Genomic DNA, 26,462 nt, shown 5'->3' with positions numbered 1-26,462 from the left:
GGCAGCTTTCGGGTCTTCGGGCAATCGACGCAGCGTCAATTTGCCCTGCTGCCTGTCACCAGGCGGAAAAAACGGTTCTGGCGCTGCGTCGTCGATGCCATGGTGCGTTCGACGACCAGAGCCCATTGTTCCGACAGCTGCTGGCAGGTTGCCCGCAGTACGGGAGCCAGTTCGGGCAGGTCGGCCAATGCCTTCAAATGCCTTTCAATCACCGATGCCAGCTTGGTGCACGCCCTCGACTCCTGGCTGTTGGCCGTGTAGTGCGACATCAGATGCAGCACCGCGGAAACCAGCAGCTCGGGCTGGGCCGGCATGCTGGCCGGTTCGAAGAGCAGGGGATCGATTGTTTCGGTTGCCATCAACTATTCCTTTCCTTCGTTATTTGCTGGCTACCCCACGATGAGCGATCGGCTGGCTGAATGTCATGCTTGGCGTCTGTTCCCGGATGGAGTTACGCGGTCAGGATCAATTTGTTCAGCTGCGTCAGCCTCAGCCGGTAAATCCGGCCGTGATGGTCGATCTCGACTTCACGCTGCTGCTGCAGCAGGTCTTCACTCTTGATTCTGATGACGCGTTTACCAGGGTCAGGATCGGCCTCTGACGCCACGGCAACGCTTTCTTTCTGCTGCGTGAAATGGTTCATGACCTTGTTCCTATGTAAATGCGAACTATTCTTATTTAGATTATTGGCTAATTTAATCGGGATTGCAAGGGTTTTTCTATGAAGATTTGATGCCGCTGTGGGAAAGAGGAGACGGCTTGGGAAGAAAGTTGTGTCAAGGCAATTAACTCAGGAAATTCAACGACTTCCGCAAGCATGCAGGACTGCTGAAAACACATCGGATAGACGGCACGATGCCCGGATGCAGGACACCGCACGCTTCGGAAATACAGGGAGGGGAGGGCTGCCGGACGCGGCTTACCGCAGCGTCCGGCGGAGGAGGGAAATCAGGTCAGGCGGCTGCCGAATTGATGATGCCGCCGCCGAGGCAGACTTCACCGTCGTACAGCACGGCGGACTGGCCGGGAGTGACGGCCCATTGCGGCGTTGCAAAGCTCAGCGAAAAGCGTTCGGCGTCGCTGACCGAGATGGAGCAGGGCACATCGGCCTGGCGATAGCGGGTCTTCGCCGCGATCTGCTCGATGCCGGGCGGTTCGCCGGCGATCCAGCTGGCCTGGGCCGATTCCAGTGCTGCCGACAGCAGCCAGGGATGATCATGCCCCTGGACGACATACAGCACGTTGCCGGCGACATCCTTCTTCGCGACATACCAGGCGTCGCTGCTGCCGTCGGCACTCTGGTAGGACTTGATGCCGCCGAGGCCGATGCCCTTGCGCTGGCCGAGCGTGTAGAAGCTCAGGCCGACATGCTCGCCGACCACGGTGCCGTCCGGCGTCATCATCGGTCCGGGCTTATAAGACAGGTAACGGTTCAGGAATTCCCGGAACGGCCGCTCGCCGATGAAGCAGATGCCGGTGGAATCCTTTTTCTTTGCATTCGGCAAGCCGATTTTCTCGGCAATCTTTCGTACTTCCGTCTTGGGGATTTCGCCCAGCGGGAACAGGGTCTTCGAAAGCTGCGCCTGGTTCAGCCGGTGCAGGAAATAGCTCTGGTCCTTGCTGGCATCAAGCGCCTTCAGCAGTTCGAAGCGGCCGTTGTCGGCCTGACGCACGCGCGCATAATGCCCGGTCGCGATCAGGTCGGCGCCCAGCTTCATCGCATGGTCGAGGAAGGCCTTGAACTTGATTTCGGCGTTGCAGAGCACGTCCGGATTCGGCGTGCGCCCTGCCTGGTATTCGCGCAGGAACTCGGCAAACACCCGGTCCTTGTACTCGGCGGCGAAGTTGACCGCCTCGATGTCGACGCCCACCACGTCGGCCACGCTCGCGGCATCGATCCAGTCCTGCCGCGTGGAGCAGTATTCGGAATCGTCATCGTCTTCCCAGTTCTTCATGAACAGGCCGATGACTTCATAGCCCTGTTCCTTCAGCAGCCAGGCCGACACCGAGGAATCGACGCCGCCCGACATGCCGATCACGACGCGCTTCCTAGCCACTGATTGCTCCGATCACGCTGGGATGGGTGTAGATCAGGGACAGCGGCGCGCGCTGTCCCGCGAGATAGTCGTCGACGCAGCGCAGGACCAGCGGGCTGCGGTGCTTGCTTTCGCAGGCCAGCATTTCCTCGCGCGTCATCCAGACGGCGCGCAGGATGCCTTCGTCGAGCGGACGGTCATGCTGCGCACCGACCTGGCCGCAGAAGGCAAAGCGCAGGTAGGTCACTTCCTTGTTGGTGCGTGCCGAGATATAGCGCGACATGTACACGCCCACCATGGCGGTGGCCGAGAACTCATGCGCGGTTTCTTCCATGGTTTCGCGCGCCACTGCCTCGATCAGTGATTCGTTCGGGTCGAGATGGCCGGCGGGCTGGTTGAAACGGATGCCATCGCTGGTTTCTTCTTCAACCAGCAGGAACCGGCCATCGCGCTCGATGACTGCGGCAACGGTAACGGAGGGTTTCCAGACTTCAGACATGGGATTCCTTGAGAAGGGCGACATTTTACCTCGCATGCAGCAAGGCCGCCTCGCCTCGCGGCAAGGAGGCCGGCGAGCAAGTTGTTGATTGGCGGAATGATCGCTTTCCCGGCAATGGACGATCTTGATTTTTCACAACTGTCTTCCGAAGTGTAAAAATGGCATGAAAAGCTGCTACATTCACTTCTTGACTCTTGCTTCCTCTGTGCCGAAAACCGGTCGAGGAAAGCAATGAATTACAGGATTCCGGCAAGTTTTCGAGGAAAACCACAAAAAAGAACGGTTGTGCTTATTTTTGGATTGCGTGTAAGATCGTCGCAAGTCTTAATCAACTGGAATGATTTTGCCGTGACATGCGGTACGCCGGGGCGGCGGGCTTGTTTCGGACTGCGGATTTCATAATTCATAACGAAGGGGAAGCGTATGTCTCTAGTCATTGGCGTGCCCCGGGAAGTCTTTCCCGGCGAAAAGCGCGTGGCGACGGTGCCCGATGTCGTCGAAAAACTGATCAAGCTCGGTTTTTCGGTGCAGGTCGAGTCCGGCGCCGGCGATGCCGCAAACTTCAGCGATGATGCCTATCGGGCTGCCGGCGCGCAGATCGTCGACGGCGCGGCGCAGTTGTGGTCTTCATCGGATATCGTCTTCAAGGTGCGCGGTCCGGCACCCGGAGAGGTCGGGCTGATCCGCGAAGGCAGCACACTGGTCAGCTTCATCTGGCCGGCGCAGAACCCGGAACTGATGCAGCAGCTGGCGGCGAAACGCGTGACCGTGCTGGCGATGGACAGCGTGCCCCGCATGTCGCGCGCCCAGAAGATGGATGCGCTGAGTTCCATGGCCAACATCGCCGGCTACCGCGCCGTGATCGAGGCGGCGCACCATTTCGGCCGCTTCTTCACCGGCCAGATCACTGCCGCAGGCAAGGTGCCGCCCGCCAAGGTCTTCGTGATCGGCGCAGGCGTCGCCGGCCTGGCGGCCATCGGCGCGGCTTCCGGCCTCGGCGCCATCGTGCGCGCCAATGACACTCGCCCGGAAGTGGCGGACCAGGTCAAGTCGATGGGCGGCGAATTCGTCGGCGTCGACTATACCGAGGAAGGCTCCGGCGTCGGCGGCTATGCCAAGGTCATGAGCGAAGGCTTCCAGAAAGCCCAGCGCGAAACCTTCGCCAAGCAGGCAAAAGACGTCGACATCATCATCACCACTGCCCTCATTCCGGGCAAGCCGGCGCCCAAGCTGATCACCGCGGACATGGTGCAGTCCATGCGGCCGGGCAGCGTGATCGTCGATCTCGCCGCCGAGCAGGGCGGCAACTGCGAGCTGACCGTTCCTGGCGAAGTCGTGGTCAGGCATGGCGTCACCATCATCGGCTATGCCGATCTGCCCAGCCGCCTGTCCAAGCAGTCGAGCACGCTGTATGCGACCAACCTGCTGCGGCTGACCGAGGAGCTGTGCAAGAACAAGGACGGCACCATCAACGTCAACATGGACGATGAAGTCATCCGCGGCACCACCGTCATCAAGGAAGGCAGCATCACCTGGCCGCCGCCCCCGCCCAAGCTCTCGGCAGCGCCGGCTGCGGCGGCCGCCAAGCCTGCCGTCGCGCCGCCCAAGGCGCATGGACATGGCGCGCCGAGCGCACCGGCTTCGGGCACCCGCATCGCCGTACTGTTCGGCGTCGCCGCCGTGCTGTTCTGGCTCATCGGCGCGTATGCGCCCGCGGCCTTCCTCGGACACTTCACCGTCTTCGTGCTGGCCTGCTTCATCGGCTACATGGTGGTCTGGAACGTCACGCCGGCGCTGCATACGCCGCTGATGAGCGTCACCAATGCGATTTCCAGCATCATTGCCATCGGCGCGCTGGTGCAGATCGCGCCGCCCCTGACGGCCGGCGTCGAACGTCCGGCCGACTGGATCCGCTGGCTGGCCGTGATCGGCATCGTGCTGACAACCATCAACATGTTCGGCGGCTTCGCCGTGACCCGCCGCATGCTGGCGATGTTCCGTAAATAAGGGGAGCGAGAATGTCTGAAAGTCTCACAACAGTCGCTTACCTCGGTGCGGCCATCCTGTTCATCCTGAGTCTGGGCGGCCTGTCCAATCCGGAAACCTCGCGGCGCGGCAACCTTTACGGCATCATCGGCATGGCGCTGGCCGTGCTGGCCACGGTAATCGGACCGCATGTGACCGCCGCCGGCATTCCCTGGATCGTCGGCGCCATGGTGGTCGGCGCGGCGATCGGCCTGTATGCGGCGCGTACCGTGCAGATGACGCAGATGCCCGAACTGGTCGCGCTGATGCACAGCCTGGTCGGCCTCGCGGCGACGCTGGTCGGCTACGCCAGCTTCATCGATCCGGCGGCGTCGGCCAACTTCAGCGGCGCCGAAAAGCTGATCCATGAAGTGGAGATCTATGTCGGCGTGCTGATCGGCGCGGTGACCTTCTCCGGCTCCATCATCGCTTTCGGCAAGCTGTCGGCGCGCATCGGCGGCAAGCCGCTGCTGCTGCCGGGCCGGCACATCCTGAACCTGATCGGCCTCCTGATCGTGATCTGGTTCGGCATCCAGTTCGTGCGCGCCGGCTCGATCCAGGAAGGCATGACGCCGCTCATCATCATGACGGTGATTGCGCTGCTGTTCGGCATCCACATGGTGATGGCCATCGGCGGCGCCGACATGCCGGTGGTGGTATCGATGCTCAACAGCTATTCCGGCTGGGCGGCGGCGGCCACCGGCTTCATGCTGTCGAACGACCTGCTGATCGTGACCGGTGCGCTGGTCGGCTCCAGCGGCGCCATCCTGTCCTACATCATGTGCCGCGCGATGAACCGCAATTTCATCAGCGTCATTGCCGGCGGTTTCGGCAGCGACACCGGCAAGGCCAAGCCGGCCGGCGGCACGGCGGCGCAGCCCGAGGGCGAAGCGGTGCCGGTCACCGCGGCGGAAACCGCGGAAATGCTGCGTGACGCGAAGAACGTGATCATCGTGCCCGGCTACGGCATGGCGGTCGCCCAGGCCCAGCACACCGTGTATGAAATCACCCGGCTGCTGCGCGAGAAGGGTGTCAACGTGCGCTTCGGCATCCATCCTGTGGCAGGCCGCATGCCAGGCCACATGAACGTGCTGCTGGCCGAAGCCAAGGTGCCCTACGACATCGTGATGGAGATGGACGAGCTCAACGAAGACTTCGCCGACACCGACGTGGCGATGGTCATCGGCGCCAACGACATCGTGAACCCGGCGGCGCAGGACGACCCGACCAGCCCGATTGCCGGCATGCCGGTGCTCGAGGTCTGGAAGGCCAAGCATTCCATCGTCATGAAGCGCAGCATGGCTTCCGGTTATGCGGGCGTGGACAATCCGCTGTTCTACAAGGACAACAACCGGATGCTGTTCGGCGATGCGAAGAAAATGCTGGATGAAGTGCTCGGCGTGCTGAAGACGGCCTGATCGCTGCAGGCGCCTCCATGCAAAAGCCCCGGACAGTCCGGGGCTTTTGTTTTTATGTCGCGCTTGAAATCCGCTCCCTTACCGCCGGCCGAACATCATCTGGTCGGCCAGCAGTTTCTTCGCCGGATCCACCAGGTCGAGCAGTCCCAGCGACAGGCCGAGCACGCCTTGCGAGAAGGAGCCGCCGCCCGTATTGGCGAACAGGCGCGCCATCGTATCGGTGAGGCGGATGGTGAGGCTGCGGTCGGCATGGCGTTCGGCGGCAAAGCGCTGCAGCGCGGACGAGGAGAGGTCAGCCGCGAGCAGCCGCGCCAGCACCACGGCGTCGCGCATGCCCAAGTTGAGCCCTTGTCCCGCCACCGGATGCAGCGTCTGCGCCGCATTGCCGATGGCGACCGTGCGCGCGGTCGCGGCGGGATTGGCATTGAGGCCGAGCGGGTAGGCGGCGCGCGGCGATACCTTGGTGAAATTGCCGACGCGGGTGCCGAAGGCGTTGCCGAGTTCGGCCAGGAAGCTTTGCTCCGGCAAGGCCTGCAGCCGGGATGCGGTCTCGGGCCGCATGCACCAGACCATCGCATAGCCGCCTTCCTGCGGCAGCAGGGCCAGGGGGCCCTCATCGGTGAAACGTTCGAAGGCGCGATGGGCAATGGGCGCGTCGGAGCTCACATGCGCGATGAGCGCCGTCTGCTCATAGTCGCGCCGGACGGCCTTTGCCGCCTGCTCCGAAAACACGCCGCCTTCGGCCTGCACCATGATGCCGGCAGTGATCGTGCGGCCGTCGGCGAACTGCAGTTCAACTTCGTCGGCGTGCTCCATCGAGGACGATACCTGCATCGGCCGCAGCATGGCGACGCCGGTCTTACCGGCAGCCGTGCCGAGCGCGGATACCAGCGCGCCGTAGCGGACGACATGGCCGAGCGCCGGCAGGCCGTAGGTGTCGCGGTCGATCAGCGTGCGGCCGAAATGGCCGCGCCGCGAGACATGGATCTGGTGGATGGGGTCGGACGCTACCGGCCAGCAGCCCACGTCTTCCAGGATCTGCCGGCTGCCGTAGGAGAGGGCGATCGAGCGCGGGTCGGCGGCGGCCTGCTCGGCGCTCTTGGCATCGATCAGCGCGATGCGCTCTGCCGCCACGCCGCGCCGGACCAAGAGCAGGGCCAGCGTCAGCCCCACCGGACCGGCGCCGCAGATGGCGATGTCGTAGCCGCTTGCCGTCATCGATTGTTCCGGTAAGTCCGTCACCTGGTCAGCGCTTCATCACGGCTTCGATCTCGGCCACCGTCTTCGGCGCGTTGGCCGTGATCAGTTCGCAGCCGCTTTCCGTGACCAGCGCATCGTCTTCGATGCGGATGCCGATGTTCCAGTATTTCTCCGGCACGGCAGGATCGGGACGGACATAGATGCCGGGTTCGATGGTCAGCACCATGCCGGGCTGCAGCGTGCGCCACGGCTTGCTGCCGTCGGGCGCGGCCGGATCGCGGTAGTCGCCGACGTCGTGCACATCCATGCCCAGCCAATGGCCGGTGCGGTGCATGTAGAACTGGCTGTAGGCGTTCTTGGCGATCACGTCGTCCAGCGAGCCGACCTTGTTCCTGTCGAGCAAACCGGTGTCGAGCATGCCCTGGGCCAGCACTTTCACGGCGGCGTCATGGCCATCCATGAAGCGCATGCCCGGCTTCGTCGCGGCGACGGCCGCCTCTTGCGAGGCCAGCACCAGCTCATACAATTCCTGCTGCGGCGCGCTGAACTTGCCGTTCGCGGGAAAGGTGCGGGTGATGTCGGAGGCATAGCTGTCGAGTTCGCAGCCGGCATCGATCAGCACCAGGTGGCCGTCCCTGATCTCGGCATCGCTAGCGCGGTAGTGCAGCACGCAGGCGTTCGCCCCGGTGGCGACGATGGAGCCATAGGCGGGAAACTGCGAACCGTTGCGGCGGAATTCATGCAGCAGTTCGGCTTCGAGATGATATTCGCGCAAGCCCGGGCGGCAGATCTGCATCGCGCGCCGATGGGCTTCGGCGGAAATCTCGGCGGCTTTCTTCATGATGCCGATTTCGCTCGCATCCTTGACCAGGCGCATGTCGTCGAGCAGCACGCGCACGTCGTGCGCGGCGGTCGGCGGCGTGACGCCGGCGCGCGCCTGCATGCGCACCGCCTGCAGCCATTGCTGCACCTGGGCGTCGAGCTTGCTGTCGCTGCCGAGCGCATAGAACAGCGCGGGTGCGTTCGCCATCAGCTTGGGCATTTCGGCGTCGAGCGAGGCAACCGGATAGGCAGCATCGAAGCCGAAGGTTTCCCGCGCGGCTTCCGGGCCGTAGCGGTAGCCGTCCCAGATTTCACGTTCGAGGTTCTTTTCCCGGCAGAACAGGATGCTCTGCTCCTTTTGTCCGTTCACGCCGGCCACCAGCACGATCACCGCTTCCGGCTCGGTGAAGCCGGACAGGTAGTAGAAATAGCTGTCGTGCCGGTAGGGATAGTCGGCATCGCGGTTGCGCATGACTTCGGGCGCGGTCGGAATGACGGCCACGCCGCCGCCCCTGGTCCGCATCTGCGCCAATAGTGCGGCGCGCCGTGCTGCATAGGTATTCATGTGGTCCTTTCCCCGTTGAGTTGCGCCAGCCGTTCCGGCGTGCCGACATCGGTCCAGTCGCCGCGGTAGACCTCGCCGCCGACCTGGCCGCGCGACGCATAGTCGCGCAGGATGGGCGCCAGCTTGGCGGGTTGGCCCGGTTCGATGGAATCGAAGATTTCGGTGCGGTAGACGCCGATGCCGGAAAACGTGAATGTCTGGTCGCCTTCATTGGCGATCGAAAAGCTGTTGAGCGCGAAATCGCCCTTGGGATTGTGCGCCGGGTTCTTCACCAGGTAGAGCCAGGCCACGTCCCGCTTGTCGGCCGGATGCGGGTTGCCCCACATGTCATTGTCCTGCAGCGCTTCCCTGACCTGCTCGAAATCGAAGTGCGGGCAATAGGTATCGGCAGCGATGGCAACGAAAGGTTCCTCGCCGAGCAGATGGCGCGCCTTGGCGATGCCGCCTGCCGTTTCCAGCGCCGTGCCTTCTGCGGAGTAGCTGATGCGCGCGCCGAACTTCGAACCGTCGCCGAGCGCCTCCTCGATCATGTGGCCGAGATGCGCATGGTTGATCACGATGTCGCGGATGTCGGCGCGCACCAGGTTGAGAATGTGCCAGACGATCAGCGGCCGGCCGCGCACCGTCAGGAGCGGCTTGGGACAGGTATCGGTCAGCGGACGCATCCGCTCGCCACGTCCGGCGGCGAAGAGCATGGCTTTCATTCGATGACTTTCTTCAATGCATGGATGGCGGCGGAGGCCCGCGTCGAAGCAGGATCGAAGCAGAGCGCCTGCCGCCTATTCTATCGGTAGTTGCAGTTGCGGAAGAGGACGCACGTCAGAAGGTATAGCCGACCGACGGACCTTTTTCTTCCAGTTCGTCGAGCAGGCGGATCAGCGGCGCCAGCGCGTTGTAGCGGCCGGCGGCCTTGCGGGTGTATTCCATGACCAGCGGCAAATCCTTCAGGTAACCATCCTTGCCGTCGCGGTGATAGAGCCGGGCGAAGATGCCGAGCACCTTCAGATGCCGCTGCAGGCCCATGAATTCGAAGTCGCGGTAGAAGGCATCGACGTCGTGGCTCACCGGCAGGCCGGCGCGGCGCGCCCGTTCCCAGTAGCGGATCGCCCAGTCGAGCACCATTTCCTCGTCCCACTGGATGTAGGCGTCGCGCAGCAGCGACACCAGGTCATAGGTGATCGGTCCGTACACCGCATCCTGGAAATCGAGGATGCCGGGATTGCCCGGGCTGACCACCATCAGGTTGCGGGAATGATAATCACGGTGCACGTAGACCTGCGGCTGGGCCAGGTTGTTGGCCAGCAGGACGTCGAAGACCTTGTTCAGGCTCTCTGTCTGCTTCTCCGTCATCGTGACGCCGAGATGCTTGCCCACATACCAGTCGGGGAACAGCATCAGTTCGCGGTGCAGCAGGGCGCGGTCGTATTCCGGCAGCACGCCCGGCTTGCTCTGGGTCTGGATCAGCACCAGCGACTCGATCGCGTCGAGATAGAGCTTGTGCGCGGTGTCGTGGTTGAGCTGGTGCAGGTAGGTAGTGTTGCCGAGGTCGCTCAGCAGCAGGTAGCCGCGTTCGACGTCTCGCGCCAGGATCTTCGGCACCGACGCGCCGGATTCTCCGAAAACTTCGGCGACATGGATGAACGGGCGCACGTCTTCCTGGGGCGGCGGCGCATCCATCACGATATAGGTGTTGCCATCTTCGCCATCGACGCGGAAATAGCGGCGGAAGCTGGCGTCGGAAGACGCCGGGCGGATCGTTTCGGGAGAAACCTTGAGGTCAGGCTGTGTTGCAAGCCATTGTTTTACTTCGGAAAGTCGAATATCGGAGGGAATATTTACAGACATGAAACAACCTGGGAGTGGATACAATCCGGAATCAATCCGTTAGGGCATACGAGTTCCCATATAATAAGGGATTCATCTCGAAAAAGCGCCCGCCGACCTCTCTTTTCATGAACCGGTATCCCGCAATTCCCCCTTCGCAACTTTTGCTTCGGCTTCTGGCCGCCACCATTGCCGTTGCCGCAACGCCGACGCTCGCATCGGCGCAGGCCGCTGCCGGCCGGGCGGCGGAAGATGAGAAAAATGCGCCAGCCACGGTCAGCGCCGAACAGATGAGCGGCCGGCCCGACCGGGAAGTGATTCTCGAGCGCGATGTCGAAATCATCCGCGGCCCGACCACCGTCAATGCCGACCGCGCCACTTACCGCGTCGTCGAGGACGAGGTCGAGGCTTCCGGCAATATCCGCATGCGCCGCTTCGGCGATACCTATACCGGCGATGAAATGCGCCTGCGGCTGGAAGCCCAGGAGGGTTATGTCACCCATCCGACCTACCGGCTGCAGATCAACAATGCCCGGGGCGGCGCCGAACGCATCGATTTCGAAGGCGAGGACCGCGCCACCGTCACCGAAGGCACCTACAGCACCTGCGAGGCGCCCGATCCCGACTGGTACCTGAAGTCGAGCAAGCTCAATCTCGATGCCGGCCGCGAAGAGGGCCTGGCGCGCAGTCCCGTCCTCTATTTCAAGGGCGTGCCCATCCTGGCCGCACCCGCGATGTCCTTCCCGCTGTCGGATGCCCGCAAGAGCGGCGTGCTGCCGCCGACCATCGGCACGACCAACAAGGGCGGCCTGGACGTGACGGTGCCTTACTACTTCAACATCGCGCCCAACCGCGACCTGACGCTGTTTCCGCGGCTGTTCGCGCGGCGCGGGCTGCAGCTGGGCGCGGAAGCGCGCTACCTCGGCGAAACCTATACCGGCCAGACGCGCGTCGAATACCTGCCCGACGACAGGCGCACCGGCACCACGCGCTATGCGTATTCCTCGATCCATTCCCAGTCGCTGACGCCCAGCCTGAACTTCAACTGGAATCTCAACGGCGCCTCCGACGACCAGTATCCGGACGACATTACGCGTACCCGCACGGCGGCCAGCCAGCGCCTGCTGCCGCGCGACTTGTCCTTCAATTACTACGGCTCGTTCTGGACCGCGTCGGCGCGCGCATCGAGCTTTCAGATACTGCAGGATCCGATCGTGCCGATCGGGCGTCCCTACGACCGCCTGCCGCAGCTTACTTTCCAGAGCGGCCGCCAGGACATCAAGGGATTCGACTGGAACGCGGATGCGGAATTCACGAATTTCTACCATCCGGACCTGGTGCGCGGCGACCGCCTGCTGATCAATCCGCGGCTCTCGTATCCGATCATCCGTCCCGGCTATTTCATCACGCCCCGGGTGTCGCTGCACGGCACCAAGTACAGCCTGCAGAATACCGCGCCCGGTGCGCCCGACAGCCTGTCGCGCTTCCTGCCGACGGTATCGGTCGACAGCGGCATGGTGTTCGAGCGCGATGCGAACTTCCTCGGCAACAGCATGACCCAGACGTTCGAGCCGCGCCTGTTCTATGTGTATACGCCGTACCGCGACCAGAGCGCATTTCCTCTGTTCGACACGGCCTTGGCCGACTTGAGCTTCGCCCAGCTGTTCAGCGAGAACCGCTTCATCGGCAACGACCGCATCAGCGACGCCAACCAGGTCACCGCGGCGGCAGTTTCGCGCTACATCGAACCTTCGGGCACCGAGCGCATGCGCTTTGCCGTCGGCCAGCGCTTCTATCTCAACGAGCAGCGCGTCAACCTCGGCACCCCGCGCAGCCAGAGCCGCTCCGACCTGCTGCTGTCGATCTACGGCCGCGTCTCCCCGGCCATCAGCGTCGACACCAACCTGCAGTACAGCCAGACGCTGAACTCCGTCATTCGCGCCAATTACGGCATGCAGTGGAGCCCGGCGCCGAGAAAGGTGCTCAACGTCAAGTACCGGCTCGACCGCGTCAACGATCTGGTCAACGAACTCAAGCAGGTCGACGTGTCCGGACAATGGCCCATCTCCGACCGCTGGTACGGCGTGGCGCGGGTCAACTATTCGATCCCGGACAGCAAGGTCGCCGAAGGCCTGCTCGGTCTCGAATACAAGGCCGACTGCTGGATCTTCCGCATCGTCGGCCAGCGCACCCCGACCGCGACCACCGCGGCCACCACCTCTCTCTTCTTCCAGCTGGAATTGACCGGCCTGACCCGGCTCGGCTCCAATCCGCTGGATGCGCTGCGGGCCAACATCCCCGGCTACCAGTTGGTGAATCAACCCAGTAACCCCTAACGAAGTACGCGAACCATGAAGACATTACCGACACTGCGAGTTGCAAAGAACCCGGTCCGCAGCATTGCGCTGGCGGCGGCACTGGTCTGCGGCGCCGGCCTGCTGCCGCAGGCCCATGCCCAGTTCAAGGTCGCTCCTCCGGGGGGCATGACTGCTCCGGCACCCGCACCGGCGGCCCAGACCCAGAGCGCACCGCGCATCTACCTGGCCGATGCGATCATCGCCGTCGTCAACAATGAAGTCATTACGCGCCAGGAACTGGTCGAGCGGCTGCGGCAGGTCGAGCAGCGCATGCGCAACCAGAATATCGCCCTGCCGCCGCAGCCCGAGTTCCAGAGGCAGATGCTCGAACGCATGATCGTCGATCGCGCCCAGCTGCAACTGGCAAAGGAAGTCGGCATCCGCGTCGACGACACCATGCTGGACCGGGCGATCGCGCGCATCGCCGAACAGAACAAGATGAGCCTGACGCAGTTCCGCGCCGAGCTGGAGAAGGGCGGCACCCCCTATGCGCGCTTCCGCGAAGACATCCGCGAAGACATCATCATGCAGCGGCTGCGCGAGCGCGAAGTCGACAACAAGATCCAGATTTCCGAATCCGAGGTCGACAATTACCTCGCGGCGGAGCAGAGCGCGGCGGCCAGCCAGAAGGAATACAACGTATCGCACATCCTGGTGCGCATTCCGGAAAATGCCACGCCCGAGCAGAGCGCCGAGCGCCGGCGCCGCGCGGAGGAAGTGCTGCGCCAGGTCCAGGGCGGCGGCGATTTCGCCAAGCTGGCAGCCACTTATTCGGATGCCACCGATGCCCTGACCGGCGGCGACCTCGGCTGGCGCGGCCCGGAGCGCCTGCCGCAGCTGTTCGTCGATGCCCTGTCCTCCATGAAGCAGGGCGAAGTGTCGCAGCTGCTCAAGAGCAATACCGGTTTCCATATCGTCAAGCTGACCGCGGAACGTACCCCCAGCGTGATGAAAGGCGGCGCTGCCGCAGCAGCATCGGTGCAGCAGACCCATGTGCGCCACATCCTGATCAAGACCAACCAGATCGTGACGCCGTCCGAGGCGCGCCGCAAGCTGACCGAACTGAAGCAGCGCCTGGACAACAAGGCAGCCACCTTCGAAGAGCTGGCGAAGCTGTTCTCCAACGATCTGTCCGCCTCGCGCGGCGGCGACCTCGGCTGGATCTATCCGGGCGATACCGTGCCCGAATTCGAGCGCGCGATGGATGCATTGAAGCCGGGCGAAGTGAGCGAGCCGGTCGAGTCGCCGTTCGGCTATCACCTGATCCAGGTGGTGGAACGCAAGAAGGACGACGTATCGAAGGAACGCCAGCGCCTGATCGCGCGCCAGGCCATCCGCGAGCGCAAGCTGGAAGAAGCCACGCAGGACTGGCTGCGCCAGCTGCGCGACCGCGCCTATGTCGAATACCGCTTCGACAACGCCGATTCCCGTTCCTGATTCCGGATGAAGACCAGGCCGACCATCGCCATCACCTGCGGCGAACCCGCGGGCATCGGTCCGGAAATCTCCATCCGGGCCGCCTGGGAGCTGCGCGAGCAGGTGCGCAGCGTGCTCGTGGGCGATGCCGCGCTGCTGTCCATGATCGCCGGCGACATTGATCCGGCGATCCGGCTGACGGCGCTGTCGACCATGGCGCTCGGCCACGGCGGGCTGCCCAATCTCGGAACCGACCGCATCGCGGTAATCGATTGTCCGCTCGCCGAGCCAGCCGTGCCCGGAAGACTCGATGCGCGCAACGGCCATGCGGTGCTGCAGACGCTCGACGTGGCGATCGAAGGCGCCATGCAGCGCCGTTTCGATGCCATCGTCACCGCGCCGCTGCAGAAGAGCACCATCAACGATGCCGGCGTGCCGTTCACCGGCCACACCGAATATCTGGCCGAGAAGACCGGCACGCCGCAGGTCGTCATGATGCTGGCGGGCGGCGAACCCCTGCTGCGGGTGGCGCTGGCCACCACCCATCTGCCGCTGAAGGACGTCTCCGCAGCCATCACCTTCGACAGCCTGATGACCACGATCGACATCGTGCATGCCGACCTGCGGCGCAAGTTCGGCCTGGCGCAACCGCGCATTTTGGTCACCGGCCTGAATCCGCACGCGGGCGAGGGCGGCTATCTCGGCCGCGAGGAAATCGACGTGATCACGCCGGTGCTGAAGGCGGCGCAGGAAAAGGGCATTGATGCTACCGGCCCCTATCCGGCCGATACCCTGTTCCAGCCCAAGTACCTGCAGGACGCCGACTGCGTGCTGGCCATGTACCATGACCAGGGCCTGCCGGTGCTCAAGCATGCGAGCTTCGGCCGCGGCGTCAACATCACGCTCGGTCTGCCCATCATCCGCACTTCGGTCGATCACGGCACTGCGCTCGACCTGGCTGCCGCCGGCGTCGGCAAGGCCGACCATGGCAGCATGGTCGTGGCCATCAATGTCGCGGCGCAGATGGCAAAGGCCGCGGCGGCCTGAGAGCCTGCGGTCAATCTTCCCATTCATTCGGCATTCAATGAAACACATTCCACGCAAGCGCTTCGGCCAGAATTTTCTTACCGATCAAACGGTGCTGTACGACATCATCCGCGCGATTGATCCTCGGCCTGACGACACGATGGTGGAAATCGGCCCCGGCCTCGCGGCCATGACCAGCCTGCTGCTGGAGTCGCTGCGCCAGTTGCATGTGGTAGAGCTCGACCGCGACCTGGTCACCCGCCTGAAGAAGAATTTCGATCCCGCGCGCCTGATCGTGCACGAGGGCGATGCGCTGAAGTTCGACTTCGCCTCGATCCCGGTGGCCGAAGGCGGCAAGCTGCGTGTCGTCGGCAATCTGCCTTACAACATTTCCAGCCCCTTGCTGTTTCATCTGGCCGCCATCGCGCCGCAGGTACAGGACCAGCATTTCATGCTGCAGAAGGAAGTGGTGGAGCGCATGGTGGCCGAGCCGGGCGGCAAGAGCTTCGGCCGCCTGTCGGTGATGCTGCAGTGGCGCTATCACATGGAGCTGCTGTTCGTGGTGCCGCCCACGGCCTTCGATCCGCCGCCGCAGGTGGATTCGGCGATCGTGCGCATGATTCCGTTGCCGAACCCGCTCCCCTGCGACGAACGGAAACTGGAACAGGTGGTGACCAAGGCGTTTTCGCAGCGGCGCAAGGTGATTCGCAACTGCGTGGCCGGCATGTTCACGGAAAACGATCTCATCGATGCGGGAGTGGATCCTCAGGCGCGGCCTGAGGCGGTGCCGGTGGAGCAGTTTGTGGCGTTGGCGAATCGGCTTTCAACGTAGGGTCGATGTAGAGGAGATAGTGATTTCGTGCTCCCTTCACCTCACCGCTTGCAAGCGGCTCCAAGTTTGTATGCGTGGCGCACGCCTTGTGCCCTTCGCTCCCTCCCCTTCAAGGGCGGCCGGCGAGGTGGAGGGTTGGGGGTGGGGATGGGTTAAACGCATGTTGCTAAACCCATCCCCATCCCAGCCTTCCACCTCGCCGGCCGCCCTTGAAGGGGAAGGAGTGTTCTTTATCCGCAGGCACAAGCATACACCGCAAAACTCCTGCTGCCTCTGCTCCCAGAAACCCTCAATCCCGCTGAATAAACTCGATCTTGTACCCATCCGGATCCTGCACGAATGCGATCACGGTGGAACCGCCCTTGACCGGGCCGGCTTCACGCGTCACGGTGCCGCCCTGGGCCTTGACCGCATCGCAGGCCTTGTAGGCATCCTCGACCTGAAGTGCGATATGGCCGTAGGCTGTGCCCAGGTCGTACTTCTCTACGCCGTAGTTGTAGGTCAGCTCCAGCTCCGCATGATCGGGATTGGTGCCGTAGCCGACGAAGGCCAGCGTGTATTTTTGCTCGGGCCGGTCGGTGGTGCGCAGCAGTTTCATGCCGAGGACCTTGGTATAGAAATCGATGGAACGCTGCAGGTCGCCGACTCGCAGCATGGTGTGAAGAATGCGCATGGTTGCTCCGTTTGATGAATGATGCGCACCGCGCCGTTGGCAGTGCGGCTACTTGGCTTTTGTTGAAAATCGAGTGATGGATGCGTTTGGATGGCAGCGCGGCTGCCAATCCCGAATCAAAGGCACCAGACTCTAGAATACCGGCAAAGTGTCCGGCCCGCTTTCGCGCAGCACGCGCTTTGCCGCCTGGAATTCCGGAAACACCGATTGCACCGTCGCCCAGAAGCGCGGGCTGTGGTTCATCTCGCGCAGGTGCGACAGTTCATGCGCGACCACATAGTCGATCATCGGCATGGCGAAGTGCACCAGCCGCCAGTTCAGCCTGATCTTCCCTTCGGCCGTGCAGGAACCCCACTGCGTGGTGGCGGAAGACAGCGCAAAGGACTTGTAGACCACGCCCAGCCGCTCGGCATAGACAGGCAGGCGCTCGGCGAAGATGCGCTTTGCTTCCGTCTGCAGCCAGCCCTGCACCCGGTCCTTCAATTGCTGTTCACCGGCGCCCGGCGGCAGGCTGACCGCGAGTTCGCGCGCGTCGGCATCGAAAGCCACGCCGGCCGACTGCGCGGCGAGGATGCGCAGCGTGATGTCGTTGCCGAGATAGGGCAGCGTCGCGCCGTCGCACCATTGCATCTGCGGCTGCAGCCGGCGCGCGGAACGCTCGCGTCGTTCGCGCAGCTTGGCAAGGATCCAGCGCTGCTTTTCATGGATCGCGCTTTCGATCTCGGCCAGCGGCACCCAGCGCGGCGCGGTAATGCGCAATCCGTCTTCATCGATCAGGAAACCGATGGTGCGGCGCTTGGAGCGCTGCAGCCGGTATTCAAGCAGATGATCGCCGACCTGCAGCCGGCGATGTCCCGATGACGACGGCTTGCCGGCTGGCGCCGGTTCGGAGGGCGTAAGGAAGGATTCGGTTGCCGGGGCCTGAGGCATCTTGCCGGACCCCGGCACATGCTTCGGCGCCGGCTGGTCTACCGCCGGCCGGGCCGATGCATCGGAAGAAAAGAAGTCGAGCTGCAGCGCAAGCTGTTGGGGTTCAGGCGGAGTCTGGCGTAGCAGCTTCAAAGGAGTCGGTGACCTTGTGGTTGGCGTAAGTGCCGGGCGAGGAAATCACCCGCATCTCGGATTCTATCCAATTTTCAACTTGTTGCATGAGCTCGGCCGGATGGCGTCCTTCGGAGGAGATCGGTTTGCCGATCGAAACCGTGATCAGGCCCGGCTTCTTGATGAAGGAATTCTTCGGCCAGCATTCGCCGGCGTTCAATGCGATCGGCACCACGACGGCGCCGGTCTCGACCGCGAGCCGGGTGCCGCCGCTCTTGTACTTGCCTTTCGATCCGACCTTCGAGCGGGTGCCTTCGGGGAACATGATGATCCACTGGCCGCTGGCAAGGCGCTTCTTGCCCTGCTCGACCACCTGGGCAAACGCATCCTTGGTCTTGCTGCGGTCGATCGGGATCATGCGCAGCAGGGCGATGCCCCAGCCGAAGAAGGGGATGTAGAGCAGTTCCTTCTTGAAGACATAGACCAGCGGGCGCGGCATCGCATAAAACAGGAAGATCGTTTCCCAGGCCGACTGGTGCTTGGACAGCAGGATGGCCGGGCTGTCGGGCAGGTTTTCCGCGCCCTTGATCTGGTAGCGGATGCCGCAGACCACGCGCGCCGATCCGATGATGAACTTGTTCCAGAGGCCGGTCATGAAATAGCGCTGGTTGTAGGGCAGCGGCGCGAACAGGAAGCACAGCGGCGCCCAGACGAGGGTGGCGACCAGCATCAGCAGGGCAAAGACCAGCGAACGCAGGAAAAGAACGGGATGTGACATCAACTCTCCAGAAACCAGAAGCGGCCGGTGATGACGGCCTTTTTATTACAGTCTTTCACCAACAATGCTCATGCGGCGGCGGCAACGTCCGCGCTTGTCCTGAGCAGATAATCGACCATGGCGGCGAGGTCGGCGTGAATGGTGGTGCCCGGCGGCAGGCCGCCCTTGTCGCGCGTCTTCTCCCCCTTGCCGGTCAGGACCAGATAGGGAACGCAGCCGACCACGAAGCCCGCCTGCAAATCGCGCAGCGAATCGCCCACCGTCGGCACGCCTCTCAGGTTGACGTCGAAGCGCGCCGCGATATCCTGCAGCATGCCCGGCTTGGGCTTGCGGCAGTCGCAGTTGTCATCGGCCAGGTGCGGGCAGAAGAAGATGGCGTCGATGTCGGCGCCGGCCTGGTGCGCCGCGGTATGCAGCTTCTGGTGGATGGCATTGAGCGTGACGATGTTGAACAGGCCGCGCGCAATGCCCGACTGGTTGGTCGCCACCACCACGCGGTAGCCGGCCTGGTTGAGCCTGGCAATCGCCTCCAGCGAACCGGGAATCGGCACCCATTCCTCCGGCGACTTGATGAAGTCGTCGGAGTCGTGGTTGATCACGCCGTCGCGGTCGAGGATGATCAGTTTCATGGTCAGGCGGCCAGTTTCGAGATGTCGGCGACCTGGTTCATCATGCCGTGCAGGTCCGACAGCAGCGCGATGCGGTTCCTGCGCAGCTGCTCGTCCTCTGCCATCACCATGACGTCGTTGAAGAAGGCGTCGACGTCATTGCGCAGCCGGGCCAGCGACTTGAGCGTGCCGGCGAAATCGCCCTGGGCGAAAGCGGCATCGACCTGCGGCCTGAGCTGCGACATCGCCGAATACAGCCCTTCCTCGGCGCTTTCCTTGAGCAGATCGCTTTGCACGGAGGCAGCCGCGGCTTCGCCGTCGTTCTTCTTGAGGATGTTGGCGATGCGCTTGTTGGCGGCCGCCAGCGATTCGGCTTCCGGCAGCGCGGCGAAGGCCTTCACCGCATCGAGGCGTTCCAGGATGTTGTCGAGGCGGTCGGGGTTCTGCGCGACGACGGCTTCGATCTCGTTCTGCGCATAGCCGCGCTCGCGAAGCAGGCCGCGCAGGCGGTCGAGCATGAACGCGAACACGTCGCCGGCGGCATCCTTGAAGTTGGCATTGCCGGCGAACAGCTGGGCGGCATCGCGCAGCAGATCGTTCAGCGACAGCGGCAGGCGCTTTTCCACCAGCATGCGCAGCACGCCGAGCGCGTGGCGGCGCAGCGCGAACGGGTCCTTGTCGCCGGTCGGCTGCAGGCCGATGCCCCAGATGCCGACCAGGGTTTCGAGCTTGTCGGCCAGGGCGACCACGGTGCCGGTCTGCGTCGACGGCAAGGCGTCGCCGGCAAAACGCGGCTGGTAGTGCTCGGAGGCGGCCAGCGCAACGTCTTCCGGCTCGCCGTCATGGCGCGCATAGTAGGTGCCCATGATGCCCTGCAGTTCCGGGAATTCCCCCACCATGTCGGTCAGCAGGTCGGCCTTGGCCAGCAGCGCGCCGCGTTCGGCGAGCGCCACGTCGGCGCCCAGCGCGGCGGCGATCTTGCCGGCCAGCGCCTTCACGCGCTCGGTGCGCTGGCCCTGGGTGCCGAGCTTGTTGTGGTAGACCACGTTGCCCAGGCCGGGCAGGCGGTCGGCCAGCTTCTTTTTCTTGTCCTGCTCGAAGAAGAATTTCGCGTCGGACAGGCGCGGGCGAACCACGCGCTCGTTGCCGCCGATGATGTGCTGCGGATCGCTGGTTTCCAGGTTGGACACAATCAGGAAGCGCGAGCGCAGCTTGCCGGCGGCGTCGGTCAGGGCGAAGTATTTCTGGTTGGTCTGCATCGTGAGGATCAGGCATTCCTGCGGCACGCTCAGGAAGGCATCCTCGAAACGGCATTCATAGACCACCGGCCATTCGACCAGCGCGTTCACTTCATCGAGCAGCGATTCCGGCATCAGCACCTGGTCGCCGTTGGCCTTGTCCTGCAGCGAGGCGCGGATGCGCTCCTTGCGCGCGGCCACCGAAGGAACGATGCGGCCCCTGGCTTCGAGCGTGGCGGCGTAGGCATCGGCATGGTCGATCTGCAGTTCGCCGGCCGACAGGAAGCGGTGGCCGAGGGTGACGCGGCCGGCGGCCAGGCCGAGCACGGCGACGGGCACCACGTCGGCGCCGTGCAGCGCGATCAGCTTGTGCGCGGGGCGCACGAACTGCACGGTCTCGCCGTCGGGGCGCTGGTAGCTCATCAGTTTCGGAATCGGCAGCTTGCCCAGCGTGTCTTCCAGCGCGGCCTGCAGGCCTGCCTGCAGGTTGGAGCCGGGTGCGGTGTAGGTGTAGAAGAAGCTTTCCGCCTTGCCGTCGGAGGCGCGCTCCAGATCGCTGACCTTGAGGTCGGGAAAGCCGAGCGCGGCCAGTTTCTTGGCCAGCGGCGCGGCGGGATTGCCGTCCTTGTCGAGCGCGACCGAGACCGGCAGCACCTTTTCGCGGATGGACTTGTCCGGCGAGGTGGCGCGCACCTTGGTGATCGAGACGGCGAGGCGGCGCGGCGTCGCGTAGGCGGTCGCCGTGGAATCGGATTCGATGAAATCGCGCGCCTTCAGGCCGTTGAGGATGCCTGCGGCAAAAGCCTCGCCCAGTTTTGCCAGCGCCTTCGGCGGCAGTTCTTCGGTGAGCAGTTCGACTAAGAGTGTTTGGTTCATATGTTTGCCGTCGTGCCGGCGCGTTGCCGGCCTGTCGTATCTATACGGTTCTCGGGACGCCATGACGCCGCCGTGCGGCGCCACGGCGCGCGCTTACGCTGCCTTGCGCGTGTCTCCGCACATCGGGAAGCCGAGCTTCTCGCGCGATTCGTAATAAGCCTGCGCGACCGCGCGCGACAGGTTGCGGATGCGGCCGATGTAGGCGGCGCGCTCGGTCACCGAGATGGCGCCGCGCGCATCGAGCATGTTGAAGGTATGCGCGGCCTTGAGAATCATTTCATAGGCGGGCAGGGCCAGCGGCACTTCCATCAGGCGCTTGGCTTCGGACTCGTAGTTGCCGAACAGCGAGAACAGGAATTCGGTGTTGGAGTGCTCGAAGTTGAAGGTCGACTGCTCGACCTCGTTCTGGTGGAACACGTCGCCGTAGGTCAGGCGCTTGGTCACGCCGTTTTCCTGCCACTCGGTCCAGACCAGGTCGTAGACGTTTTCCACGCCCTGCAGGTACATCGCCAGGCGCTCGATGCCGTAGGTGATTTCGCCGAGCACCGGCTTGCAGTCGAGGCCGCCGACCTGCTGGAAATAGGTGAACTGGGTGACTTCCATGCCGTTGAGCCAGACTTCCCAGCCCAGGCCCCAGGCGCCCAGCGTCGGGTTTTCCCAGTCGTCCTCGACGAAGCGCACATCGTTCTGCTTCAGGTCCAGGCCGAGCGCTTCGAGCGAGCCGAGATACAGGTCGAGAATGTTTTCCGGCGCCGGCTTGAGCACCACCTGATACTGGTAATAGTGCTGCATGCGGTTCGGGTTTTCGCCGTAGCGGCCGTCCTTGGGGCGGCGCGATGGCTGCACGTAGGCGGCGCGCCAGGGTTCCGGTCCGATCGCGCGCAGGAAGGTCGCGGTATGCGAGGTGCCGGCGCCGACTTCCATGTCGTAGGGCTGGAGCAGGGCGCAGCCTTGCGCATCCCAATATTCCTGCAGCTTGAGAATGACTTGTTGAAATGTGAGCATCGTGTCGTGACCGGCGGGAAGGACACGCCGGATTCAAAGAGGGGAATTTGCCAAAACCGTAGATTCTAGCGGGTTTTGCCGGCATCAGGCGCATTCTTGCCGCCCTTGCGGAGCCGCCATGCGGCCGCGCACAACGCCAGCAGCGAGGCAATGACAGCCGGATAATTGCCAAGCCGGCTATAGGGCGTCAGGCCGGTGTAGCCCTGCACCTTCGCATCGAGTTCGCCCTGCGTGAAAGGCGCGAGCTGCGCAATCACCGCGCCGTCGGGGCCGACATGGGCGGTCGCGCCGGTGTTGGTGGCGCGCAGCATCGGCCGGCCGGTTTCCATCGCGCGCAGCTGCGATATCTGCAAGTGCTGGGGCAGTGCGATCGAGTCACCGAACCAGGCGATGTTCGACATGTTGAGCAGGATGGTGGCCTGCGGCATGCCTGAATCTTTTCCTGCCGCCAACTGCGCGGCGATCTCCTCGCCGAACAAGTCTTCGTAGCAGATGTTGGGCATCACCCACTGGTCCCGCACCGCGAACGGCTTCTGCAGCAGGATGCCGCGATTGAAGTCGCCCAGCGGGATATGCATCATGTCGACGAACCAGCGGAAGCCGGGCGGAATGAATTCGCCGAAGGGAACGAGATGGTGCTTGTCGTAACGATACGGCTGCGCTGCGGCCGGTCCCAGGCCCAGCACGCTGTTGGCATACTGGCGCGGGCCGTCGCTGACCGGTATGCCGAGCGCGATATGGCTGTTCGAGCTGCGCGCGAACTCCGCCAGTAGACCCAGATAATCCGGCGGAAGCTGCGTCGACAGCAGGGGAATCGCGGTTTCCGGCGTGGCGATCAGGTCGGCGGGGCGGCGCGTGATCGACGCGTGATACAGCGCCAGGCTTGCCTGCAGCTGTTCGGGCGCGAATTTCATTTCCTGCGGCACATTGCCCTGCAGCAGGCGCACCGAGATCGGCTCACCGTGCGGCGTCGTCCACTGGACGGGCTTGAGAATGATGCCGCCGGCCAGGATGGCCAGCGCAAGCCCGACCGGAACTGCGCGCTTGCCCGCAAACAGCAGTGCGATGCAGCCGGCAACCAGGCCGGAAATCAGGGCCAGGCCGTAGACGCCCACTAGGGGCGCATAGCCGGCGAGCGGCCCACCGGTGTGCGCATATCCGGCGCTGACCCAGGGAAAGCCGGTGAATACCCAGCCGCGCAGCCATTCCGCCAGCGTCCACACCGACGGCAACACCAGCAGGGCAAGGACCGAAGCGCCGAGCGAGGCGCGTCGCCTCAGCCAGCCGGCAAGACCGAAGCCGAGTGCCGCATAGGTGCTCAAGGCTACCGACAACAGGACCACGGCCAGCGCCGCCATCCAGCCCGGCATGCCGCCGTAGCGGTGCATGCTGATGTACAGCCAGTGCACGCCGGCAATCATGACGCCGGAACTGTAGGCCCAGCCTATCCATGCGCTCTGCGCAAAGCCGGAGGCGCGCAGCGTCAGCAGGAATACCGCCGCCAGCGTCAGGATCTGCAGCGGCCACAGGCCGAACGGCGCGAACGCGAACACGGTCAGGCCGCCGGCAGCCAGCGCGGCAAGAGGAGGAATCAGTCCGGGAAAAAGCGAAGCGGGGCGGTTGTTCACGCGGGGTTTTTCTTGTGGGTTCGTCGGCGGCTTTTCGCGCAGAGGAACCTGCGCGTCGGCAGCGCAGTATACCGGGATGTCTGGGGCATCCGATGCGCCTGCCGAACCATGCCGTCCCGTGGGCAAAAGCACCTTCAGGACACCACTTCCACGCGTGCTTCCGGCAGCTTCTCGACCAGAAGCACATGCACCTGACGCGCATCCGCCCGCAGAACTTCGAAGCGGAGATGGTCGATATCGAAAATGTCGCCCTTGCGCGGAACACGGCCGAGGTGGTTGGCGACCAGGCCGCCGATGGTGTCCACGTCCTCGTTGGAGAAATTCGCGCCCATCGATTCGTTGAACTGCTCGATCTCGGTCAGCGCCTTGACGCGCCAGCGCAGGCCGAGCGAGCCGTTGCTGACGGGAATGATGTTGTCTTCCTCTTCATCGATATCGTATTCATCCTCGATATCGCCGACGATCTGTTCCAGCACATCCTCGATCGTGATCAGGCCGGCAACGCCGCCGTACTCGTCGACCACGATGGCCATGTGGTTGCGGTTGGCGCGGAAGTCGCGCAGCAGCACGTTGAGCTGCTTGGATTCCGGAATGAAGACGGCCGGGCGCAGCATGTCGCGCACGTCGAAGGATTCCTCGGCGTAATAACGCAGCAGATCCTTCGCCAGCAGGATGCCGACCACCTTGTCGCGGTCGCCGTCGATGGCGGGAAAGCGCGAATGGGCGGTGTCGAGCACCAGCGGCATCCATTCCTCGATGGGCTTGTTCAGGTCGATCACATCCATCTGCGGACGCGGCACCATGATGTCGCGCGCGGAAAGATCGGACACCTGGAACACGCCTTCGATCATCGACAGCGCATCGGCGTCGATCAGGTTGCGTTCATGGGCATCTTGCAGGATTTCAAGAAGCTCCGACCGATTCTCTGGTTCGGGGGAAATGAGCGCGCTCAGTCGTTCGAACAGGGAGCGCTGGGGTTTGGTGTCAAGGTATTTGGCACCACTAGGGTGATCTTGCATATGGCTGGAAGCCGTAGTTGGAAGGCTTATAGGATACAACAAATGGGACGGCGGACGAGGAAAAAGCCCGTCCCGGCATTGTCTAAAATCTAACTCACGTAGGGATTCGACTGCCCCAGGCTTGCCAGGATTTCAATTTCCAAGCCTTCCATTTCGGCTGCTTCCTCATCCGTTTCATGGTCGTAGCCCTGCGCATGCAGCACGCCGTGCACGACCAGGTGGGCAGTGTGCGCCTGCACCGTTTTCTTCTGCTCGTCGGCTTCGCGCTGCAGCACATCGGTGCAGAGAATGATGTCGGCCTGCGTCGTTTCGCTTTCCTCGTCTTCCGTATAGGCAAAGGTCAGCACATTGGTCGCGTAGTCCTTGCCGCGGTATTCACGGTTGAGGGCGCGGCCTTCCTCGGCATCGACGAAACGGATGGTCAGTTCCGCCGGGGCAAACAGCGCCGCCTGCACCCAGCGCCTCAGGTCGGCGCGGGTGACGATTTCTTTCAGGCGGGCATCGGGGTACTGGACTGACAGGCTCAGCTTATTTTTTTGCGACATTTCTCAAGGTTGCGCTTTTGGGTGTTGCCGCATCATACGCGTCAACAATCCGGGCCACCAGAGGATGGCGCACCACGTCGGCGCTGGTGAACTGCGTGAAGGCGATGCCGCGTACGTTTCTCAGGATATGCGCGGCATCGACCAGGCCGCTTTTCTGCGTGCGCTGCAGGTCGATCTGCGTGACGTCGCCGGTGACGACGGCCTTGCTGCCGAAGCCGATGCGCGTGAGGAACATCTTCATCTGTTCCGGCGTCGTGTTCTGCGCTTCGTCGAGAATGATGAACGCATGATTCAAGGTGCGTCCGCGCATGTAGGCCAGCGGCGCGATCTCGATCACTTGCTTCTCGAACATCTTCTGCGTGCGGTCGAAACCGAGCAGGTCATAAAGGGCGTCATACAGCGGGCGCAGATACGGATCGACCTTCTGCGTCAGGTCGCCCGGCAGGAAACCGAGGCGCTCGCCGGCTTCCACGGCCGGACGCGTCAGCACGATGCGCTTGATGGCGTCGCGCTCCAGCGCATCCACCGCGCAGGCCACGGCAAGGTAGGTCTTGCCGGTGCCGGCCGGGCCGATGCCGAAGGTGACGTCGTGCTCCAGGATCGCCTTCAGGTACTGGTTCTGGTGCGGCGTGCGTCCGCGCAGGTCGCTGCGCCGCGTCTTCAGGACCGGCGCGACCTGGGATGCCTCGTCGCTTTCCACATCGGTGTCGCCGGCAGCGGACGGCGTTTTCTTGGCGGTTTCTTCCTGTTCCACGGCGCGCTGTTCCACGAGGGCAAGCTGCACGTCTTCCACGGAAATGGGGTTGTCCGCGATCTGGTAGAAGTTTTCGAGAATCTCTACGGCGCGCGGCGAATTGTTGCCGCTGATGACGAATTTTTCACCGCGCCGGAAAATGGTGACGTCGAGCGCGGCGGAAATCTGCCGCAGATTCTCGTCCATCGGTCCGCAAAGATGCGCGAGCCGCTTGTTGTCCAGCGGCTCGGGAATGAATTGTTGAGTTTGGGCAGGAATTTTGGGTTTCAAAGTGAGT

At 63.5% G+C, this 26,462-nt stretch carries 24 protein-coding genes; 6 read left to right on the top strand and 18 right to left on the bottom strand.

Annotation, left to right across the window (positions count from 1 at the left end):
• Positions 1–35: 35 nt before the first annotated feature.
• The 4 genes from IGW03_RS21410 to IGW03_RS21395 all read right to left on the bottom strand — a co-directional run bounded on the left by IGW03_RS21410 (position 36) and on the right by IGW03_RS21395 (position 2,535).
• Positions 36–359 (bottom strand): hypothetical protein, encoded by a 324-nt coding sequence (locus tag IGW03_RS21410; RefSeq protein ID WP_194724562.1) that lies wholly within the window; start codon positions 357–359, stop codon positions 36–38.
• 92 nt (positions 360–451) lie between these two features.
• A complete protein-coding gene (gene hemP, locus IGW03_RS21405; protein WP_194724561.1) occupies positions 452–643 on the bottom strand; it encodes a hemin uptake protein HemP in 192 nt (63 codons plus the stop codon).
• Between the two features lie 310 nt (positions 644–953).
• Positions 954–2,057 (bottom strand): tRNA 2-thiouridine(34) synthase MnmA, encoded by a 1,104-nt coding sequence (gene mnmA / locus IGW03_RS21400; protein WP_194724560.1) that lies wholly within the window; start codon positions 2,055–2,057, stop codon positions 954–956.
• Positions 2,050–2,535: an NUDIX hydrolase gene (locus IGW03_RS21395; RefSeq protein ID WP_194724559.1), complete on the bottom strand. Its 486-nt coding sequence runs from the start codon at positions 2,533–2,535 to the stop codon at positions 2,050–2,052. The genes mnmA and IGW03_RS21395 overlap by 8 nt, the downstream gene beginning before the upstream one ends.
• A gap of 423 nt (positions 2,536–2,958) precedes the next feature.
• Here IGW03_RS21395 and IGW03_RS21390 point away from each other — a divergent pair, with 423 nt between their 5' ends.
• Positions 2,959–4,542, top strand: coding sequence for a Re/Si-specific NAD(P)(+) transhydrogenase subunit alpha (locus IGW03_RS21390; RefSeq protein WP_194724558.1), 1,584 nt, complete (start codon positions 2,959–2,961; stop codon positions 4,540–4,542).
• 11 nt (positions 4,543–4,553) lie between these two features.
• Positions 4,554–5,978 carry a Re/Si-specific NAD(P)(+) transhydrogenase subunit beta gene (gene pntB, locus IGW03_RS21385; RefSeq protein ID WP_194724557.1) on the top strand — a complete coding sequence of 475 codons (1,425 nt, stop codon included), beginning with the start codon at positions 4,554–4,556 and terminating at the stop codon, positions 5,976–5,978.
• Between the two features lie 78 nt (positions 5,979–6,056).
• On the opposite strand, the gene IGW03_RS21380 is transcribed toward pntB, so the two are convergent.
• From IGW03_RS21380 to IGW03_RS21365, 4 genes are all read right to left on the bottom strand, one after another.
• Complete coding sequence (locus IGW03_RS21380; RefSeq protein ID WP_194724601.1) at positions 6,057–7,196, bottom strand: UbiH/UbiF/VisC/COQ6 family ubiquinone biosynthesis hydroxylase; 1,140 nt, start codon at positions 7,194–7,196, stop codon at positions 6,057–6,059.
• Positions 7,197–7,224: 28 nt separating this feature from the next.
• Complete coding sequence (gene pepP, locus IGW03_RS21375; protein ID WP_194724556.1) at positions 7,225–8,565, bottom strand: Xaa-Pro aminopeptidase; 1,341 nt, start codon at positions 8,563–8,565, stop codon at positions 7,225–7,227.
• Entirely contained in the window at positions 8,562–9,269 is a 708-nt protein-coding gene (murU, locus tag IGW03_RS21370) for an N-acetylmuramate alpha-1-phosphate uridylyltransferase MurU (RefSeq protein ID WP_194724555.1), read from the bottom strand. Before murU ends, pepP begins: the two co-directional genes overlap by 4 nt.
• Before the next feature lie 115 nt (positions 9,270–9,384).
• Positions 9,385–10,410 carry an aminoglycoside phosphotransferase family protein gene (locus tag IGW03_RS21365; RefSeq protein WP_194724554.1) on the bottom strand — a complete coding sequence of 342 codons (1,026 nt, stop codon included), beginning with the start codon at positions 10,408–10,410 and terminating at the stop codon, positions 9,385–9,387.
• Between the two features lie 107 nt (positions 10,411–10,517).
• Between IGW03_RS21365 and IGW03_RS21360 the strand changes: the two genes are divergently transcribed.
• From IGW03_RS21360 to rsmA, 4 genes are read left to right on the top strand one after another with little or no spacing between them, the layout of a single operon-like run.
• Positions 10,518–12,725, top strand: a complete 2,208-nt coding sequence (locus IGW03_RS21360; protein WP_194724553.1) for an LPS-assembly protein LptD — start codon at positions 10,518–10,520, stop codon at positions 12,723–12,725.
• A 15-nt stretch (positions 12,726–12,740) separates the two neighbouring features.
• On the top strand, positions 12,741–14,183 hold the full coding sequence (locus IGW03_RS21355) for a peptidylprolyl isomerase (RefSeq protein WP_194724552.1): 1,443 nt from the start codon (positions 12,741–12,743) through the stop codon (positions 14,181–14,183).
• Positions 14,184–14,189: 6 nt separating this feature from the next.
• The gene (gene pdxA / locus IGW03_RS21350; protein ID WP_194724551.1) at positions 14,190–15,209 is read left to right on the top strand and encodes a 4-hydroxythreonine-4-phosphate dehydrogenase PdxA; all 1,020 of its coding nucleotides are present in this window, start codon (positions 14,190–14,192) and stop codon (positions 15,207–15,209) included.
• A 37-nt stretch (positions 15,210–15,246) separates the two neighbouring features.
• A complete protein-coding gene (gene rsmA, locus IGW03_RS21345) occupies positions 15,247–16,020 on the top strand; it encodes a 16S rRNA (adenine(1518)-N(6)/adenine(1519)-N(6))-dimethyltransferase RsmA (RefSeq protein ID WP_194724550.1) in 774 nt (257 codons plus the stop codon).
• A 289-nt stretch (positions 16,021–16,309) separates the two neighbouring features.
• Here rsmA and gloA read toward each other — a convergent pair whose 3' ends face one another.
• The 10 genes from gloA to IGW03_RS21295 form a co-directional block, all read right to left on the bottom strand.
• Positions 16,310–16,693, bottom strand: coding sequence for a lactoylglutathione lyase (gene gloA, locus IGW03_RS21340; protein WP_194724549.1), 384 nt, complete (start codon positions 16,691–16,693; stop codon positions 16,310–16,312).
• A 132-nt stretch (positions 16,694–16,825) separates the two neighbouring features.
• The gene (locus tag IGW03_RS21335) at positions 16,826–17,755 is read right to left on the bottom strand and encodes a M48 family metallopeptidase (protein WP_194724548.1); all 930 of its coding nucleotides are present in this window, start codon (positions 17,753–17,755) and stop codon (positions 16,826–16,828) included.
• A complete protein-coding gene (locus tag IGW03_RS21330; RefSeq protein ID WP_194724547.1) occupies positions 17,727–18,512 on the bottom strand; it encodes a lysophospholipid acyltransferase family protein in 786 nt (261 codons plus the stop codon). The genes IGW03_RS21335 and IGW03_RS21330 overlap by 29 nt, the downstream gene beginning before the upstream one ends.
• A 68-nt stretch (positions 18,513–18,580) precedes the next feature.
• Complete coding sequence (gmhB, locus tag IGW03_RS21325; RefSeq protein ID WP_194724546.1) at positions 18,581–19,141, bottom strand: D-glycero-beta-D-manno-heptose 1,7-bisphosphate 7-phosphatase; 561 nt, start codon at positions 19,139–19,141, stop codon at positions 18,581–18,583.
• 2 nt (positions 19,142–19,143) lie between these two features.
• Positions 19,144–21,234: a glycine--tRNA ligase subunit beta gene (glyS, locus tag IGW03_RS21320; protein ID WP_194724545.1), complete on the bottom strand. Its 2,091-nt coding sequence runs from the start codon at positions 21,232–21,234 to the stop codon at positions 19,144–19,146.
• A 93-nt stretch (positions 21,235–21,327) separates the two neighbouring features.
• Positions 21,328–22,239 carry a glycine--tRNA ligase subunit alpha gene (gene glyQ / locus IGW03_RS21315; protein ID WP_194724544.1) on the bottom strand — a complete coding sequence of 304 codons (912 nt, stop codon included), beginning with the start codon at positions 22,237–22,239 and terminating at the stop codon, positions 21,328–21,330.
• Positions 22,240–22,304: 65 nt separating this feature from the next.
• Complete coding sequence (gene lnt, locus IGW03_RS21310; RefSeq protein ID WP_194724543.1) at positions 22,305–23,867, bottom strand: apolipoprotein N-acyltransferase; 1,563 nt, start codon at positions 23,865–23,867, stop codon at positions 22,305–22,307.
• A 134-nt stretch (positions 23,868–24,001) separates the two neighbouring features.
• Complete coding sequence (locus IGW03_RS21305) at positions 24,002–24,886, bottom strand: CorC family transporter (protein ID WP_194724542.1); 885 nt, start codon at positions 24,884–24,886, stop codon at positions 24,002–24,004.
• Between the two features lie 89 nt (positions 24,887–24,975).
• Positions 24,976–25,431: an rRNA maturation RNase YbeY gene (ybeY, locus tag IGW03_RS21300; protein ID WP_194724541.1), complete on the bottom strand. Its 456-nt coding sequence runs from the start codon at positions 25,429–25,431 to the stop codon at positions 24,976–24,978.
• A complete protein-coding gene (locus IGW03_RS21295) occupies positions 25,415–26,455 on the bottom strand; it encodes a PhoH family protein (protein WP_228535890.1) in 1,041 nt (346 codons plus the stop codon). Before IGW03_RS21295 ends, ybeY begins: the two co-directional genes overlap by 17 nt.
• Positions 26,456–26,462 lie beyond the last annotated feature (7 nt).

The sequence above is a fragment of the Noviherbaspirillum malthae genome (genome assembly GCF_015352985.1).
Taxonomy (GTDB): Bacteria; Pseudomonadota; Gammaproteobacteria; order Burkholderiales; family Burkholderiaceae_D; genus Noviherbaspirillum; species Noviherbaspirillum malthae.
Note: the sequence above shows the minus strand (reverse complement) of the source record. Positions and strands in the feature narration are given on the sequence as shown.